This window comes from Leptotrichia hongkongensis, assembly GCF_007990635.1.
In the GTDB taxonomy this organism is placed as follows: Bacteria; Fusobacteriota; Fusobacteriia; order Fusobacteriales; family Leptotrichiaceae; genus Leptotrichia; species Leptotrichia hongkongensis.
The window spans coordinates 1506281-1523678 of the sequence record NZ_AP019846.1; the positions used below are offsets into that span (position 1 = coordinate 1506281).

Sequence of the window (17398 nt, forward strand, 5' to 3'; positions counted from 1 at the left end):
TTAGTTTTAAATTACTTTGTTTAATAATAGTTCTTACTATTTTTAATATGTTTTTTTCTTTTTTCGCAGGATTGCTCATTGCCGCAAATCCTGCACCTATGGCTAGACTACGACTTTTATTTGCCCAACTCCGAAACTCCTCCTTATAGTCGTCAAACAGTCGTAGTTGAACAAATAAAAGCTCCATCGATTTATTATTTGTTGAAAAATTTTATACTAAATTTACTATTTAAGAGATGAAAATATAAATTAATCTTTCCAATAGATTGATTTATTTTTCAAAATGAAAATTTTTCCAGCAAGTACATCTTACAAAATGCTCTTTTTCCACTTCATGCAATGTTGGATTTTTTTCGTGTTCACTTTCCTTTATCCACGGAATTCTTTGAGAAAAACGACATCCTGTTCTCTCTAATTTTGTTAGTGACGGAACAATTCCTTGAATTACGTGTAATTTTTCAGTTTCTGTGTCAAGTTGCGGGATTGAATTTAGCAGAGATCTTGTGTAAGGATGTTTTGGATTATTGAACAAATCATTTACGTTTGCGATTTCTACAATTTCTCCAGCATACATTACTGCCACTCTGTCCGCCATTTCAGCAACAACGCCCAAATCATGTGTAATCAGTATAATCCCAGCGTTTATTTCACTTTGCAAAGTTTTTAATAAATCCAGTATTTGTGCCTGTATTGTAACGTCCAATGCTGTTGTCGGCTCATCGGCTATAATAATTTCAGGCTTGCAGGAAAGTGCTATTGCGATCATTACTCTTTGACGCATTCCTCCAGATAATTCGTGCGGAAATTGCCTTGCTACACGTTTTGGATTTTTTATTCCTACATTCTCTAGTAATTCGAGCATTCTAGCTTCTCTTTCGGTTTTGGACAATTTTGTATGATAAATCATTCCCTCCTCAATTTGTTCTCCTATTCTCATAAGTGGATTTAAAGCTGATAAAGGATCCTGGAATATCATCCCAATTTTATTTCCTCTAATTTTATTGTATTCTTCTTCATCAATTTCTACCAAATTTTTCCCTTCAAAATTGATTTCCCCTGTCACTTTTGTGTTAATCGGATTATGCAGTCCAATAATAGAAGTTGCAAGCGTACTTTTTCCACAGCCTGACTCCCCCACTATCGCAAGTATCTCATTTCTTCTAAGTTCCAGCGAAATATTATCCACAGCGGGAAAATATTCATCTTTTATCCGAAAACTCGTAACAAGATTATTAATTTTTATCAATGTTTCAGTTTGCTCCATACTTTTCTCCTCTAAAAGTTCTTTGTTAAAAATTTATTTTTTTATACAGGTATTGTAGCATAATTTTTAACTTTTTACTCTTATTTTTTAAAATTTTTATTACCTTGTTAATTGACAATTTCAAATTTTCCAGGTATAATTTATTAAAAATGCGAGTGTGGTGGAATTGGTAGACACGCTATCTTGAGGGGGTAGTGGCTCTTAGCCGTATGGGTTCAAGTCCCATCATTCGCACCATTATTTAATTTTAGACATCCAATTTTATTTAGCGAGCGTGATGGAATTGGTAGACATGCTATTTTCAGAGGGTAGTGGCAGTAGCCGTACGGGTTCGACTCCCGTTGCTCGCACCATCAATTTTATTACTTTTTTCAATATCAAGAATCTATTCTTTTCAATTATTCAAAAATTTATTTGAACTTATTCAAAATTAATTTAATTATTATTCAATAATTACTTACAATTTTTTCGTTCACAAAAAAAGCATCTAATTGATTTTTATCAAAAAGATACTTTTCTTTTTTTATATTTCATAGTTTTCAAAACTTATTTATTTTTATTTTCTTCTTCATCAATTTTAGCCTCAATCATCATAATCAAATAATCAACTTCCAATTCTCCTCGCATTGCAATCATTTGAAGAGTCGCTATTTTAGACATCATCATATACTGAATAGGATCTAAAAGTTTTTTGTATTCTGGAGAAATTAATGGCATATATTCCCTAATATAAGGATATTTTTTAACAATATCCCCTATTACAGTTTTTCCAGTCAAATTATACTTGCTTGTAAATACTTCTCCTATTTCTTCTTTTTTCTCATCTTTACCTTTATTTTCCCATGTTACAAGCCTTCTTTCTCCTGTAAGACTTCTAATTCTAGTAACATCCTGCATCATTTCCAGAACACCTTTAAACACTCCATTTTCATCTCTTACAGCCACATAATAAATATAAATGAATTTTCCACGCATTTCTAGCCAGAAGTCAATCTCGTCCTGCTCCCCCTTTCTAAAAGCGTCTATTATTTCGAGTACGGAACTGACGCTTTCTCTTGGATGGCAGTTTTTAACATCACGCCCTATAACTCCTGCACTTCTTGGGAAAACTCTATGTTTAGTGTCCGTATAGAACTTCATAATTTCATTTTCATCCACAAAAGACAAGTCTACAGGCATATGCTGAAAAATAAGATTAATCTGTTCAAGTGTCAATTTCCCCTGCTTCACATCAAAAACTTCATTTTCTTTATTTTCACTTCCCATATTATATTTTGCGATAAGACTTGCAAGGTCATTCATAAAGTTTCCAGCATTTTGATTATTCTGAACATTAGTTTCTAATTTTACAGTTTTCTCTTTTACAGACTGGTTACTATTGTCATCTTGTTTTTCTATATTTTCAGGATAAAATCCAGTTGGTTTATCAATTAGGAAATATCCAATTTCATCATCTCCAGCACGCATTTGCTTAAATTCTTCTTCACTAATCATTTTCATTGAAGTTGGAAAAAGCACTTCTTCTTCCTTATGCATAATATCAAGTGTCAATTCCCATACATTTTCCTGTTTTTCCAAAAATTCTTCAATTTTATCATTTTCAAGCAATTTATACGCTTCACTTATGCTATCTCTCACGTTGTTATCAAAGCTCCACATTATTCTTGATGGACGGTCAAACCCTTTTTTCTCTAATATTGAAAATAATTGATGCTGTTTTCTTGCAAGATGGGTAGGATTAAATTGAGATAATTTTTCATAAAGTTCAAGCCATCTGTTCTTTATAAACTTTTTCCCAAACTCTTCTTTCATTTCCGCAATCAGCTTTCTAGCCGCTTCATTTTCCAAAATATACGTATTTATTGGATGTCCCTCAGGCAAGTCAAATTCATCCTTTACAATAATATCCTCAAAAAGTCCTAAAACATCATTCATCTTATCATGAACCGTATTATCATCAAATCCAAGTTCTTTAATTTTTTGCTCTGAATAAGCAAATTCGCTTGCTGTCATCTTGTCAAAATTCTCTTTTATTAATTTTTTAGTAGTCTCAAAGTCAGTCTTTCCTTCAATATAATCTTTTTTTATTTGAGTCATTTTCTCAAATTTCTCAAGATCTAATTTTAGATAATTCTTCATATCCTGTTCCATAATAACCACCTTCTATTTTTTATAATCTTTTTTCAACCAAATAAAACTTCTTTGATAAAATTTTAAAACCAAATTTTATATAATTTTATCGTTTAAATAATATACACTAGTAACATTTTATGCCAAATTTTTAAATTATAGATGTTTTTCTCAACTCTTAGAAATATTTAATTTTGTTAATTTGATGTAAAAAAAATCCAATTATATTTTGATTCTCAAACCTATTTTAACATATTTTCATAAAAAAAAGTGTGATAAACAACACACTTTTACAAATATAAATCAAATTATTATTAACTTTCTCCCCATACTTCATCTGCAATTTCCTTAATAAATCTAAGTTTTGCCCATTGCTCCTCTTCTGTAAGCCTATTTCCTTCCTCTGTTGAAGCAAATCCACACTGTGGACTCAAATAAAGCCTGTCGAGCGGCACATATTTTGAAGCCTCTTTTATACGTGCAATTACACTTTCCTTTTCCTCTAATGTCGGATTTTTAGAAGTTATTAATCCCAAAACAACCTTTTTATCTCCAGAAAGCTTTGCAAGGGATTCAAAAGTACCCGCTCTTTCTGTATCAAATTCCAAATAATAGGCGTTTACATCTTCTTTCCCAAAAAGCTCATCTGCAATTTTATCGTATCCGCCTTTCCCAAACCAGGTAGAAGCATAATTTCCACGACAAACATGCGTATTAATTACCAAATCTTCTGGATTATTTTGAAATACCCTGTTGTTTATATTTAGAAATTTTTCTGCAAATTCTTGTCTGATAATTTCTTTATCCCTATCACTTTTTTCAATAAATGAAACAATAAAGTCATCGTCTACAAGACAACCCCAAGTACAGTCATCAATTTGCAAAGTTCTAAGTCCTTCGTTATACAAGTCATTTATAACAGTTTTGTAGGCACTGACAATATCGTCTTCCAATCCTATAAAATCAGGGTAAGCTTTAAGAAGTGCCGCCACATGCTTATCTTCCCTTACTAATTCTGCATAAAATTGTGCTGGAGCAGGTATCGTAAATCTAGCTTCCACACCTTTTTTATCTTTTACTAAATCTCGCAAAAATGTATAATGTTTCACAAACGGATGATTTTCCCCACTAATTTTTCCAGTAACAATCGCAGTATCATCACGGGTAACAACACCATTAAATTCATACCCTTTATCAGCATGAATATGCCCAATTCCATTGAATCCCCAGAAAAAGTCCAAATGCCAGTAACTACGTCTAAATTCCCCATCTGTAACACTTGTATATCCTAATTCAATTTGCTTATCCACAATTTTTCTAATTTCTTCATCCTCAACTTTTTCCAATTCTTTTTTATCAATTTTTCCCTTTTCAAAATCATTTCTAGCTTTCTTCAGTTTCTCAGTTCTCAAAAAACTTCCTACAGTATCGTGTCTATGAGGTGCATTTATTGTACACATATTATCAACTCCCTTATTTGTTATTATTTTATGAAGTTATTATATACAAATATGTGCTTTCTGTAAAATACATTTATTTTTTAGTTTATTATAACTTTTATTTATATCAATATTCTTTAATCTTATGGAATTTCTCTATATTTCAAATGCTCCTTCAAAGCCTCTACATAAACTTTCCCATAAACACTTAGTTCAATATTTTTCTGCATTATAATTCCAACTTTCATATATTCGTCTACTTCCAGCGGTTTTGCAATAATATTTTCTCCATTTAGTTCTTTACTAATTATTCCGGTACTTACCGTGTATCCATTAAGCCCAACTGCCAAATTAAACAAAGTCGCCCTGTCTCTCACTTTTATATTTTTATCTCTGTCAAGTGTACTTAATATCTCCTCCGAAAAATAAAAAGAATTATAATCTCCTTGCTCAAACGACAAATACGGATATTCCTTCAAATCTTCAAGACTAATGCTTTCCTTTTTTGCTAAAGGATGATTAAAGCTAATAAAGACATGTGGCTTTGCAGTAAACAGCTCGATAAATTTCAAGTTATTTCTTTTTATCATTTTCTCAATTACAGTTTTATTTGCTCCCGAAGTGTATAAAATTCCAATTTCACTTTTTCTCTTGCTTACATCCTCAATAATCTCATTAGTCTGTGTTTCCCTAAGCGTAAAATCATACTTATTCTCTCCAAATTTCTTAATCACATCTACAAAAGCATTTACCGCAAATGAGTAATGCTGAGTTGATACCGAAAACCTACGAGTTATCTTATTTCCTTTTTTATATTCTTCTTCCAATAAATCCGTCTGTTCCAAAACTTGCCTAGCATATCCCAAAAACCTATCTCCTTCAAGTGAAACAATTACTCCTTTATTTGTCCTGTTAAAAATGGTTATATTCATCTCATCTTCCAGCTCTTTTATTGCTTTTGTTAATGCCGGCTGTGAAACAAACAGCTCTTTTGCTGCATCACTTAATGTCCCTTTTTCAGCGACTGTTACTACATATTTTAGTTGCTGTAATGTCATTTTTTCTCCTTTTAACAAATTCTATTCTACAACTTAAAAATCTTTTTAACTTTTTAACACAATAAAAAGCCAGCTTTGATGCCGACTCTTTATCAAGAAACTTTATTTTTATATATTTTTTATTAGATAATTTTAAAAAAATATGTTTTCTTCTCAAATTTAAATTCTACTTTTTCCCCAAAAATACCCCACTAACTTTTATCAAATTTTTCTTTCAAAATTTTCTAATCATCTTTTTAATTACAATATTTCCAAATACTCAGTCAATGAAGTTGCTTTACGTCCCAATACCTTTTCAATGTCATTTGAAACACCAGCTTGTTCACCTTCGACAATTGCAGTATAAGTCGAAACCCACGAATCATATTCCCATTGTTCGGCTTTCCAGATTTTACGAGATTCATAAGCCTCATCTACTGTTTCAGGAATATACTTAATTTCTTTACCTAAATATTTACTTACAAGTTTTGTAATTTCCTCCATTGTCAATTCTTCAGGTCCTGTCATATTCAAAGTGTGATTTTCCCATTTTTCTGGATTTTCCAAAATTTTAGCAGCCACTTCTGACACATCCGAACGCACCACAGCCGAAACTTTACCATTTCCAGCAGGCCCTTTTATTTCACCGTACTCTCTGCACATATCTACAAAGAAATCCACATAAAAATTATCTCTCAAAAATGTATATTTAAAGCCTTTTTCTTTAATATATTCCTCAGTTGCGTAATGATCTCTTCCCAATGTAAATATTGAATTTTTTGAAGCATTGTAAAACGAAAGATAAACAATGTGCGACACTCCAGCTGTTTTAGCAGAATCAATAAAATCCTTATGCTGTTGAACACGGTCAGGATTTTCAGAACCCGACACCATAAAAAGCACATCAATCCCTTCAAGCGATTTTATAGTATCTTCTGACTTGTCGTAACTTGATTTAAAAACATCAGAAAATCCCATTTTTTCAGCTTTTTCCTTATTTCTAGCCAAATTTCTCACTTTTATTCCATTTTCTTTGCATAATCTTGAAACCCCATACCACCTAAATTTCCTGTCACTCCAGTTACTGCTATTTCAGCCATTTTTTCTCATCTCCATCACTATTTTATTTTTCTGCTCCAAATTTTTCTGATTTTTTTATAATTCCCATTTAGAATCTATTGAAATTATCGAAGTTGGCATTCCTACAATTTGAATATCAAACTTCAAACTTGGCTTAACTTCTTTTTCAGCATTGTGTATCCTAAATGTAAATTGCCAGCCATTATTTAGATATAGTTCCAATGTAGTTAAACTGTTTGGTTTAAAATCTAAACTAACTATTCTTGTTGGCAAAATAATAATAGGTATTTCTATTTTTCTTTTTTCATGTACTCCATCTTGATTTAATGTACCATATAAATTATAACTTTGTACCCTTGTAACTTTTTTATTATCAATACTTATCACTTTATAAAAATCGAACTTCCCTAGTAAATATTTCAACATATTTTCCAGCAGTTTAATATTTTTTCTATTTTGATTTAAAATCTCTGTTTTAAAAGCCTCTAACAATGGAAAATACACATCTTCATTTTTATTTACTATTTCTTTCCAAAGAGTTTTCTTTTCCTTTTCTCTTTCTAAAAAATCAAAAATCGGTTTCACTTTTTTCCAGTACTCTTCCGAACAAGGAATATCATACCATTTTTCTCCAAAGTCTAATTTTTTAGATAATCTGCTATGTTTCACCGCAAAATGATTATGTTTTAAACTTAGTCCTATTTCCCAATCAATACTTCCCCTCATAATTACTATATCCCTCACATCCCCTTTTTTACCTTCATCATCAGACTGAATTTTTAAATTTAATATATCATTGCTTTTCTCAATAATCAATGGTTCTAAATCCAAAATAATACTTACTCCTGTCAAAGCACTTATTTTATAAATTTCTTTATCTTGACTTGACAAAGTTTCCCAGGCTTGTTTAGAAGCTATAAAACTGCTATTTTTTTCAATTGAAACTTCTCTGATTTTTGAGATTACTTCAAATAAAGAATTTAAAAATATATATTCGTATGCTCGCCCTTGATTATTACTTTTATTGCTCATTAATTTTTACCTCTATTCTCTTCCAATGCTTCTTTTATTTTTTTGGCAATCTCGTATGAAAGGTTTACTGGTACAGCATTTCCTATCATTTTATAACCATCATTTAAATTATTATAATAAAACAAAAAATCATCTGGAAATCCTTGTATTCTTGCACATTCTCTAACTGTTAATCTTCTATATAAATGTTCATGCCCTTTGGCAAAAATATTTTTATCTTTTCCTACTTTAGGCATTACAGGAGCTTGCGGATGTAATTGGCACTGTCTACCAGAAGCTTGTACCGTGAAAGCCTGTTCATCCCATTGCCTTACTCTATTTCGGCTCATAAAAATTGTAGAATATGAACCTAGATAATATTCGTGATTTGGGTATATACATTTTTCCTTATTTGTTTTATTTTTTTCTAAAGCTTCTATAGGTGTTTCTTTCAAGTCATATATGACATCCCTTAAAGTTAATTTAAATTTATAAGGTTCCGGAAATTTAAAGTTTATCTTTAACTCTTTTCTAAATCCGATATAAAAAACTCTTTTTCTGTCTTGTGCTACTCCATAATCACTAGCATTTGCTAAAAAAATCTGTACTTCATATCCAACTTTTTCAAACTCTTTTAATATTCCTTCAACCGCTTTATTATGCCTTTTTGCCATCATTCCGCTTACATTTTCCGCTAAAAAAAATAATGGTTTTTTATCCCTTAAAACTCGTATATATTCATAAAACAGTTTACCTCTAGGATCGTCAATTCCTCTTAAAGCCCCCCCAACACTCCAAGACTGACAAGGTGGTCCACCTATTATTCCTTCTATATTATCAGGAAACTCATCAGAGGAAACTTTACTTATATCTTTTTTTATTAAATTTGCTCTATGATTTTTTTCATACGTTTCCCATATCGTTTTATCATATTCACTAGCTGTTAAAATATTAAATCCTGCTTTTTCAAAACCTAGATCTAATCCTCCAGCTCCTGAAAAAAGACTTATTAAATTCATTTTTACCCCTTTATTCTTTTCTTAGTTAAATTCCATTTATCCTTTCACCACAATATTAACCAGTTTATTAGGCACAACAATTACCTTGACAACTTCTTTTCCATCAATAAATTTCTGAACTTTTTCTGAAGAAAATGCCAATTTTTCAGCGTCATCTTTTGAAATTCCAATTTGTGCAGGAATCATATCCCTAACTTTTCCATTTACTTGTAAAACCAAGTTAAAGTTATTTTCCACAGTTAATTTTTCATCAAATGTTGGCCATTCTTGCTCAAAAGTAAGAGTTGTATTTCCTAAATCACTCCATAATTCATCCGCCACGTGCGGTGCAAAAGGTGCAATTAGTAAAATCACTTTTTCAAGAACTTCGTGCCATACTTTTTTGCTTTCTGACGAAATGTCGTTTTTGTCAATTACATTTTGCTTGTAAGTTGTCATATCATTTAGAAGTTCCATTATTGCTGCAATTGCTGTGTTAAAGTGGAAATCATCCTCAATGCTGTCTGTAACTTTTTTTACTGTCTGATGTAATTTTTTCTGAATTTCCTTGTCTTTTTCACTTCTTGCATCTAAATTAATTCCATAATTATCTTCCTTTGTTGCATTTTTATCAGCAAAATCAGCTGTTGATGAAATTAGCAGATAAAGTCTGTTTATGAATCTGTAAGCTCCAGCAAGACCGTTCATATTCCATTCCAGCTCTTTTTCAGGCGGTGCGGCAAACAATGTGAACACTCTTGAAGAGTCAGCTCCGTATTCCTTCACAATTTCTTCTGGATCTACTCCGTTATTTTTAGATTTACTCATTTTTTCAACTTTTGTTGCCAATTCTTCTCCAGTTTCCTTAGAAACAGGCTTCCCATCCTTCATTTCCACTTCTCTTGGGAACAAATATCTTCTTTCATTTTGAGAATAGTAAGAAGGCCCTAAAACCATTCCCTGTGTCAATAAACGCTTAAATGGCTCATTTGTGTCAACATATCCTAAATCTCTTAATGATTTGTGGAAAAATCTTGCATAAAGCAAGTGCATTACCGCATGCTCAATTCCACCGATATATTGATGAACTGGAGTCCAATTATCTGCATCCTCCTTTTTAAACGGCTCTTTATCATTGTGAGAATCCAAATATCTCAAGTAATACCATGAAGAATCAACGAAAGTATCCATTGTATCAGTTTCTCTTCTACCTTTTTTCCCATTTGGCAAAATCACATTTTTAAATTCCTCGGAAGTTTCAAGTGGATTTCCTTTTCCGTTAAACTCAATATCTGTAGGCAGTTTCACAGGCAAGTTTGCTTCCTCTTCCAAATAAATATTTCCATCTTCATCATAAATCACAGGAATTGGTGTCCCCCAGTATCTTTGTCTGCTGATTAACCAGTCATGAAGCCTATAATTTACAGTTGCCTTACCTTTTCCTAATTTTTCCAGTTTTTCTACAATCTTGATTTTTCCATCTTCATTTGAAATTCCATCAAATTCTCCAGAATTAGTCATAATTCCATTTCCAGTAAAAATATTTTCAAATGTTTCTTCAAGCGTCAATTTATGCACATTCCCATCTTTATCCACAGGATTTACTACAATTTTAATTGGCAAGTCATATTTTTTCGAAAAAGCCAAGTCTCTTGCATCATGGGCAGGCACAGCCATAACCGCTCCAGTTCCATAATCTATTAATACATAGTTTCCAATCCATAAAGGTACTTTTACATTATTTATTGGATTTATAACATAAAGCCCTGTAAACACACCCTCTTTTTCCTTATCTTCAGCAGTACGGCTAATTTTATCCTCATTAATCATAGCCTCAACTTTTTCCCTAATTTCGGCATTTTGCTTCAAAATAACTTCTTCTACTAACGGATGTTCAGGTGCCAAAGTCAAGTAAGTCGCCCCAAATAACGTGTCCGCTCTCGTAGTAAACACAGTTATTACAACTTCACCTTTTTCATTTTTTACAATATTCTCATTATTCCCTTTATAATCAAAGTCCAAAATAAAGTCTACTTCCGCTCCTGTTGATTTTCCAATCCAGTTTTTCTGCATAGCAAGCACTTGCTCAGGCCAATGCCCTCTAAGTTCTTCATGTCCTTGCAGTAATTCTTCTGCATATTCTGTAATTTTGAAATACCATTGTGAAAGTTCCTTTTGAATTACATCTGTTTTACCGTGACGCCAACATTTTCCACCTTCAACCTGCTCATTTGCAAGTACGGTATTACAGTCAGGACACCAGTTTACATAAGATTTTTTCTTGTAAACAATCCCTTTTTTATACATTTCAATAAAAAACTTCTGATTCCACTTATAGTATTCTGGAGTATAAGTTCTAAGTTCCCTGTTCCAGTCATAAGAAAGTCCCATAAGCTTCATCTGTCTTCTCATATTGTCAATATTATCCTTTGTCCATTTTCCAGGATGTGCCCCATTGTCAATTGCGGCATTTTCCGCAGGCAGCCCAAAACTGTCCCATCCAAACGGATGCAGCACATTAAACCCTTTCATTTTCTTGTATCTTGCAATCGCATCTCCAATCGCATAATTTCTCAAATGCCCAACATGAAGCTTTCCAGATGGATACGCAAACATCTCAAGTACATAATAATTCTCTTTACCATCAACTTTATTTTCCGATTTAAAAACATCTCCTTCAAACCATTTATCTTGCCACTTTTTCTCAATTTCCGACGGTTTGTATTCCTTTATCATTGTTTTCCTCCATTTTTTAATATTTAGTTCTATAATATTTTTTATCTTAGTAGTTTATAATGTAATTATTGTACTATATTTTAGGCTTTTTGACAATTAATTTTATTTTATGATATCTTTTATAATTTTCAAAATATCATTACTTTTTATTTGTTTCCTAAATTTTATATTTATTTCTTTACCATTTATTATTTCAAAAAATTTTAAACACTTTCTATCTTTAATTTTCTTCATTATGCTTAATATTTGAAAATAAAACATTTTTCACTTACTCTCCCTTCCCATCCCAATAAATCACAACTACATTCATCTCAAATTTTTTCTCAACTTTTACCATTTCTTTTACTGATAGTTCCAAAATTTGTTCATTCTCATAAGATAAATTTTCTCCGACAAAAATGATAGAGCTATCCATTCCAGCTTCAATCAGTGTTTCCGATATTTTCTGCGGTGTATTTTTGTTATCTGTCAAAAGTCCGATTTTACCAAATTCCCGTAACTTTTCAACATAATCCATTTCTCGTCCATGAACGCTAGATATAAAAGCATTATTCCAATAATCAGAAATTTTAGCAAACATATATTGAATTGAGGAAATTCCAGGTATTACATTTAGTTCACTAGCCTCAAAATGTTTTCGCATAAATGTTAGCATACTATAAAAGCCTGTATCTCCTGATAGAATTAGTGACATTTTTTTATCACGGTTTTCTTTTATAAAATCCAGAACTCGCTGTAAATCAGCATTAATGTAGCAGTATTCTTTGTTTTCTGCATATTTTCCAAGGCTTTCAATATGACGCTTTCCACCGATTATTACATCTGATTTTTCGATTTCTTTTAATACAACTGGTAAAGTGTAGTCCAAATTTCCAGGTCCTAATCCAAGTACATTTATTTTATTTTTCATTTTCTCTCCTAAACAAATTTTTATTATTTCTATTTTTATCTGTATTTATTATACCCTATATAAATAAAAAGTTAAAGAAAAAGACTGTTTTTTTCACAGTCTTTTAAAGTTATTTTTTATTAAAGTGCTGTAATAAAAGTCAAAAATCCTAGTATTACTCCTGCTGCATTTGGCACAATTAAAATATAATCTTTTTTAGGTTCTTTAGTCCATCCGTAAATTACCCATATCAAACATGAAATTGAGGCAGTAAGAGGTTGCCACGGCTGCGCTTTTTGTCCACCTATATTGGCAATAATCTGTGGAATATACGTTATGAATACAAATACTCCAATAAATGCCCCTATTGAGCCAACGATTGTGTTGATTTTCTTTTTGTTCATTTTTCCCTCCTTGTGTTTAAAAAATTTAGTAATTTTTGATGTGTTTTATATTATATCACAGATTCCATCGCTTTACAAATTAAAAATTTGACAAATATTTTTCTCAAGATATAATTTATTATAAGGAGGTCTTATGGATAATCAAAAAAAATATATAATCGCTCTAGATCAAGGAACGACTAGTTCACGTGCAATTATTTTTGATAAAAGTCTGAACACTATTGGGAAAGCTCAAAAGGAATTTACACAGATTTTTCCACAACCAGGGTGGGTTGAGCATAACGCTATGGAAATATGGGCAAGCCAGCGTTCTGTTCTTACCGAAGTTATCGCACAATCTGGAATTTCCCTAAAAGATGTAGCAGCAATCGGAATTACAAATCAAAGGGAAACTGTAATCGTGTGGGATAAAAATACTGGCGAGCCTGTCTATAACGCAATTGTCTGGCAATGCAGACGAACGGCTGAAATCTGCGAAGAATTGAAAAGCCGTGGACTTGAAGATTATGTAAAGGAAAATACAGGACTGATAATTGACGCTTATTTTTCAGGGACAAAAGTAAAATGGATTCTTGACAATGTGAAAGGTGCAAGGGAAAAAGCTGAAAACGGGGAACTGCTTTTTGGAACGGTCGATACTTGGCTTGTGTGGAAATTAACTGGCGGAAAAGTTCATGTTACTGATTTTACAAATGCTTCTAGAACTATGCTTTTTAACATAAAAAATTTAGAATGGGATAAAAAAATTTTAAAGGAACTTAATATTCCAGAAAGTATGCTTCCAGAAGTTAGAAACTCAAGCGAATTTTACGGAAAAACAAGAATGGGAATTACAATCGGTGAAGAAAACGGCACTTCCATTCCAATTTCAGGTATCGCTGGAGATCAGCAGGCGGCGTTGTTTGGGCAGGCTGGATTTCATACTGGAGATATAAAGAATACTTACGGAACAGGATGCTTTATGCTTATGAATACTGGGAACAAGTGCATAAAATCAAATAATGGATTGCTTACAACTATTGCCATTGGGATTGATGGAAAAGTGGAATATGCTCTCGAAGGAAGTATTTTTATTGGTGGGGCTGTTATCCAGTGGCTTCGTGATGAATTAAAATTCTTTGACAAGGCTTCTGATACAGAATATTTTGCACAGCAAGTTGATGATAATGGTGGAGTTTATTTAGTTCCAGCATTTGTTGGATTAGGTTCGCCATACTGGGATATGTACGCCCGTGGCACAATTGTTGGGCTTACCCGTGGATCTAATAAAAACCACATAATTCGTGCTGCCCTCGAATCCATCGCCTACCAGTCCAAAGACTTGATAAACGCAATGAAAGAAGATTCAGGTATTGAAATAAATTCTCTAAAAGTCGATGGCGGTGCAACAGCAAACAATTTTCTCATGCAATTTCAAAGCGATATTTTAAATACAAAAGTTTTACGTCCTGAAATTATCGAAACAACTGCATTAGGTGCTACCTATCTGGCTGGACTTGCCGTTGGATTCTGGAAAAATAAAGAAGAAATCAAAAAAAACTGGCGTTTAAACAAGGAATTTACACCAGACTTATCTGAAAATTTGAGAGAAAAATATTATAACCATTGGAAAAAGGCTGTTGAAAAAGCTAAAAGCTGGGAGGAAGATTGACAAATAACAAATACAAAAAAACAGTGAAAGTAAAATTCCACTGTTTTTCTTTTTCCAAGCATATTATTTTTTTAATCTACTATTTTCATTCCTCTCTCCCTCAGTTCTCCAGCATACTCCTGTGCCGTCCTGTAATCTGTAATAATCACAAGCTGATTACCGCTCTGAATCAATGTATCTCCTCGTGCGATACTATCCTTCCCAGCTTTACGCACACTCACGATTAACAGATTTTCTGGTAATTTAAGCTCTTTTACCATTTTATTGTCAAATTCGGAATTTGATCCGACAGGAATTAAAAGTGTTACTATCTTGTCTTTTACATTTTTCCCATCTGGCTTTATACCAATTTCGATTTTTTTATTTTTCCACCATTTTTCCAATATTTCCAATCTTTTAGCACGTTTCTGTATTCTTCTCTTTTCCTTATCTTCTTCTAAAATTTCCTTATGAAACATATTAAAATAAAGTCTTTCATAAATTGGCTCCATTTTAAGCAATTCAGTAAAAATATAAGTTATTGTGCAAACAATTATTAGCATATAAAGATATGAAAAGTTACCTGTCATTTCCAAAATTAATGTGATTCCAGTTATTGGAGCTCTAACAACTGCTGTAAAATATGCAGCCATTCCAAGCAGCATAAAATGTACAATTATCTCATTTGGAACTGAAAAATAATTATTTAATATTTCACCATAAACTTTTCCTATCAAAGCTCCTACTACAAGCATTGGCAAGAAAATTCCTCCTGGTGCTCCTGTCGCATAACAAAACATTGTATAAAAGAATTTAAGAAGTAAAATTATAATGATTGTTTTTAACATTACATTTTTTCCAAACATTTCCTCTATAAGTTCATGTCCTCCGCCTGTAATATCCCTAAAAAATACTGCTACAATATACGCCATTATCATAAATATTGATATTTTTATATATTTATTCAATTTCAGATTTCTATAATGTTTTTGAGTTAAAAGCAGAAAGTAGCTAAATGCTTTTCCAGTAACTGTAATTATAACGCAAAAAACAACTGTTATAATTGCAAATATATAATACGGTATGCCTTCTGGAAGCACAAAATTGTATTGAAAAGAAGTTTGCGAGCCTAAAATCATTCTTGAAACATAATTTGAAGTTCCACTTGCTACAAGAGTACAGATTAATAGTAATGGCGAGAAAAATTTGTGAAGTTCCTCAAGAGAAAAAATCACTCCTGCAAGCGGTGCATTAAATGTTGAGGAAATTCCAGCACTTGCTCCACATGTTACCAAATACTTTTCTTCCACTTCAGAGCGTTTCGTAAGTTCCTTCACCCCAGAACCAACCAAAGATCCTAAATGTACTGAAGGTCCTTCACGGCCCATAGACATTCCTGCTCCTATTGCTAATATTCCTCCTACAAATTTTGTAATAAGTTCCCCAAACCATCTAAACTTTACCTTTTTCGTAAGCAGTCCGCTAACTTGCGGAATTCCACTTCCACTAATTAATGGATATTTTGTAAGCATAAATTGTATGGCTAATCCCATAATAATAAAGATTGCTATTCCAATAGCTATTTTATAAAATTCTAGATTTGTTGTAAAAAATTCTCTAAAAATCGACATCTTTTTTAATATTAATGTATATGTCCCCACGATAATTCCAGAAAAAATTCCTACTAGAAAACACAGGAATATTAGTATTACATTATTTCTCCTTGACTTTAACGAATTTATATCTCTTAGCTCATGTAAAACATCTTTTGCCATTTTATTTCCTTCTTCCTTTTTTATTTTCCACAAAAATATTTTTCCATATTAAAATAAAATATCTTTCCTATATTATTAATCAAAAATCCTGAAATATCCATCTCTTTAGATAGTTTTTCCATAATTTCATAAAATTTTTGTGGTGTCTGATTATATAGTCCTGTCGAAATAATATCTCCAAAAAAAGCACTTTTTGTAATTACTCCAACTTGTTTATTTTGAGATGGAAATCCAGTTTTAGGACTTATAATGTGTCCGTATTTTTCGTTATTTATCAAAAGATATGTATTTTTCTGATTAGATGTGGAATAACTTGTATCTTTTATCTTTATTTCAAATAAATCATTATCTTTATTTTCTTCATTACATTCATATTTTGTTATTCTTACAGGCATTCCATTTATATTTCTTAATATTTCCTTCTCATCTTCAGGATTTTCAGCAATAATCCCCCATTCATTAATTGCAATAATACTGCTTCCGCCAGCATTTACAATTGCGTCCTTTATCCCGATTTTTTTCATTTCCTGAACCATTTTTTCTATCGCATACGCCTTTATAAATGAACCTGTTATAATTTCCTGATTCTTTTCAATTTTTATCCGCTTTTTCTTTTTGTCAATAATTATCTTTTTATAATCCACAAGCCTTTTCGCTTTTTTTATTTTATCAAAAGATGGCAAAATGGGGGTTTGTTTATAAAAACCCCACAGTCTTATAAGAGGCATTATTGTAATGTCGTACTCTCCACCAATAATTTTTGATAAATGAATAATTTTATTCAAAATACTTATAGTTTCATTATTTACTTTTACAAAATGCCCACTATTTTTATTTATTTTATCAATATAAGAATTTTCAGCATAAGAATTATACTTTTCATTCACATCTTCTAAAATTCCAAATAACCTGTCAAAAACAGAATCATCATAGCTTTCAGGTATTTTAATTTTTATATCCGAATGAAATAAAAAACGTACTTGAACCTTATACATCATGTTTTCA

13 protein-coding genes and 2 tRNA genes are annotated in these 17398 nt (G+C 31.6%); 3 read left to right on the top strand and 12 right to left on the bottom strand.

Translation table 11 applies throughout. From position 1 onward, the window contains the following. Window positions 1–271: 271 nt before the first annotated feature. On the bottom strand, window positions 272–1264 hold the full coding sequence (locus tag FVE75_RS07120; RefSeq protein ID WP_147005865.1) for an ABC transporter ATP-binding protein: 993 nt from the start codon (window positions 1262–1264) through the stop codon (window positions 272–274). Between the two features lie 151 nt (window positions 1265–1415). On the opposite strand from FVE75_RS07120, the gene FVE75_RS07125 reads away from it, so the two are divergent. Together FVE75_RS07125 and FVE75_RS07130 are read left to right on the top strand one after the other, a co-directional pair. Further along, window positions 1416–1501, top strand: a tRNA-Leu gene (locus FVE75_RS07125). A 31-nt stretch (window positions 1502–1532) separates the two neighbouring features. Further along, window positions 1533–1617, top strand: a tRNA-Leu gene (locus FVE75_RS07130). A gap of 193 nt (window positions 1618–1810) precedes the next feature. Here FVE75_RS07130 and FVE75_RS07135 read toward each other — a convergent pair. The 9 genes from FVE75_RS07135 to FVE75_RS07175 all read right to left on the bottom strand — a co-directional run bounded on the left by FVE75_RS07135 (window position 1811) and on the right by FVE75_RS07175 (window position 12988). Continuing rightward, a complete protein-coding gene (locus tag FVE75_RS07135; protein ID WP_147005866.1) occupies window positions 1811–3415 on the bottom strand; it encodes a PAS domain-containing protein in 1605 nt (534 codons plus the stop codon). A 293-nt stretch (window positions 3416–3708) separates the two neighbouring features. Next, window positions 3709–4854 carry a 5-methyltetrahydropteroyltriglutamate--homocysteine S-methyltransferase gene (locus FVE75_RS07140; protein WP_147005867.1) on the bottom strand — a complete coding sequence of 382 codons (1146 nt, stop codon included), beginning with the start codon at window positions 4852–4854 and terminating at the stop codon, window positions 3709–3711. Between the two features lie 122 nt (window positions 4855–4976). Then, window positions 4977–5891: a LysR family transcriptional regulator gene (locus tag FVE75_RS07145; RefSeq protein ID WP_147005868.1), complete on the bottom strand. Its 915-nt coding sequence runs from the start codon at window positions 5889–5891 to the stop codon at window positions 4977–4979. Between the two features lie 240 nt (window positions 5892–6131). Then, window positions 6132–6878 carry an SDR family oxidoreductase gene (locus FVE75_RS07150; protein ID WP_232052486.1) on the bottom strand — a complete coding sequence of 249 codons (747 nt, stop codon included), beginning with the start codon at window positions 6876–6878 and terminating at the stop codon, window positions 6132–6134. 147 nt (window positions 6879–7025) lie between these two features. Continuing rightward, complete coding sequence (locus FVE75_RS07155) at window positions 7026–7982, bottom strand: HaeIII family restriction endonuclease (protein ID WP_147005869.1); 957 nt, start codon at window positions 7980–7982, stop codon at window positions 7026–7028. Continuing rightward, on the bottom strand, window positions 7982–8980 hold the full coding sequence (locus FVE75_RS07160) for a DNA cytosine methyltransferase (protein WP_147005870.1): 999 nt from the start codon (window positions 8978–8980) through the stop codon (window positions 7982–7984). Before FVE75_RS07160 ends, FVE75_RS07155 begins: the two co-directional genes overlap by 1 nt. 36 nt (window positions 8981–9016) lie before the next feature. After that, window positions 9017–11695: a leucine--tRNA ligase gene (gene leuS, locus FVE75_RS07165; protein WP_147005871.1), complete on the bottom strand. Its 2679-nt coding sequence runs from the start codon at window positions 11693–11695 to the stop codon at window positions 9017–9019. A gap of 268 nt (window positions 11696–11963) precedes the next feature. Then, a complete protein-coding gene (gene cbiE / locus FVE75_RS07170) occupies window positions 11964–12605 on the bottom strand; it encodes a precorrin-6y C5,15-methyltransferase (decarboxylating) subunit CbiE (RefSeq protein WP_147005872.1) in 642 nt (213 codons plus the stop codon). 119 nt (window positions 12606–12724) lie between these two features. Beyond that, window positions 12725–12988 carry a SemiSWEET family transporter gene (locus FVE75_RS07175; RefSeq protein ID WP_147005873.1) on the bottom strand — a complete coding sequence of 88 codons (264 nt, stop codon included), beginning with the start codon at window positions 12986–12988 and terminating at the stop codon, window positions 12725–12727. A gap of 133 nt (window positions 12989–13121) precedes the next feature. On the opposite strand from FVE75_RS07175, the gene glpK reads away from it, so the two are divergent. Then, the gene (gene glpK, locus FVE75_RS07180; protein WP_147005874.1) at window positions 13122–14639 is read left to right on the top strand and encodes a glycerol kinase GlpK; all 1518 of its coding nucleotides are present in this window, start codon (window positions 13122–13124) and stop codon (window positions 14637–14639) included. 71 nt (window positions 14640–14710) lie between these two features. On the opposite strand, the gene FVE75_RS07185 is transcribed toward glpK, so the two are convergent. Both FVE75_RS07185 and FVE75_RS07190 read right to left on the bottom strand, forming a co-directional pair. Then, a complete protein-coding gene (locus FVE75_RS07185; protein ID WP_232052487.1) occupies window positions 14711–16426 on the bottom strand; it encodes a ClC family H(+)/Cl(-) exchange transporter in 1716 nt (571 codons plus the stop codon). Then, window positions 16414–17388 carry an FAD:protein FMN transferase gene (locus FVE75_RS07190; RefSeq protein WP_232052488.1) on the bottom strand — a complete coding sequence of 325 codons (975 nt, stop codon included), beginning with the start codon at window positions 17386–17388 and terminating at the stop codon, window positions 16414–16416. The genes FVE75_RS07185 and FVE75_RS07190 overlap by 13 nt, the downstream gene beginning before the upstream one ends. Between the last annotated feature and the right edge of the window lie 10 nt (window positions 17389–17398).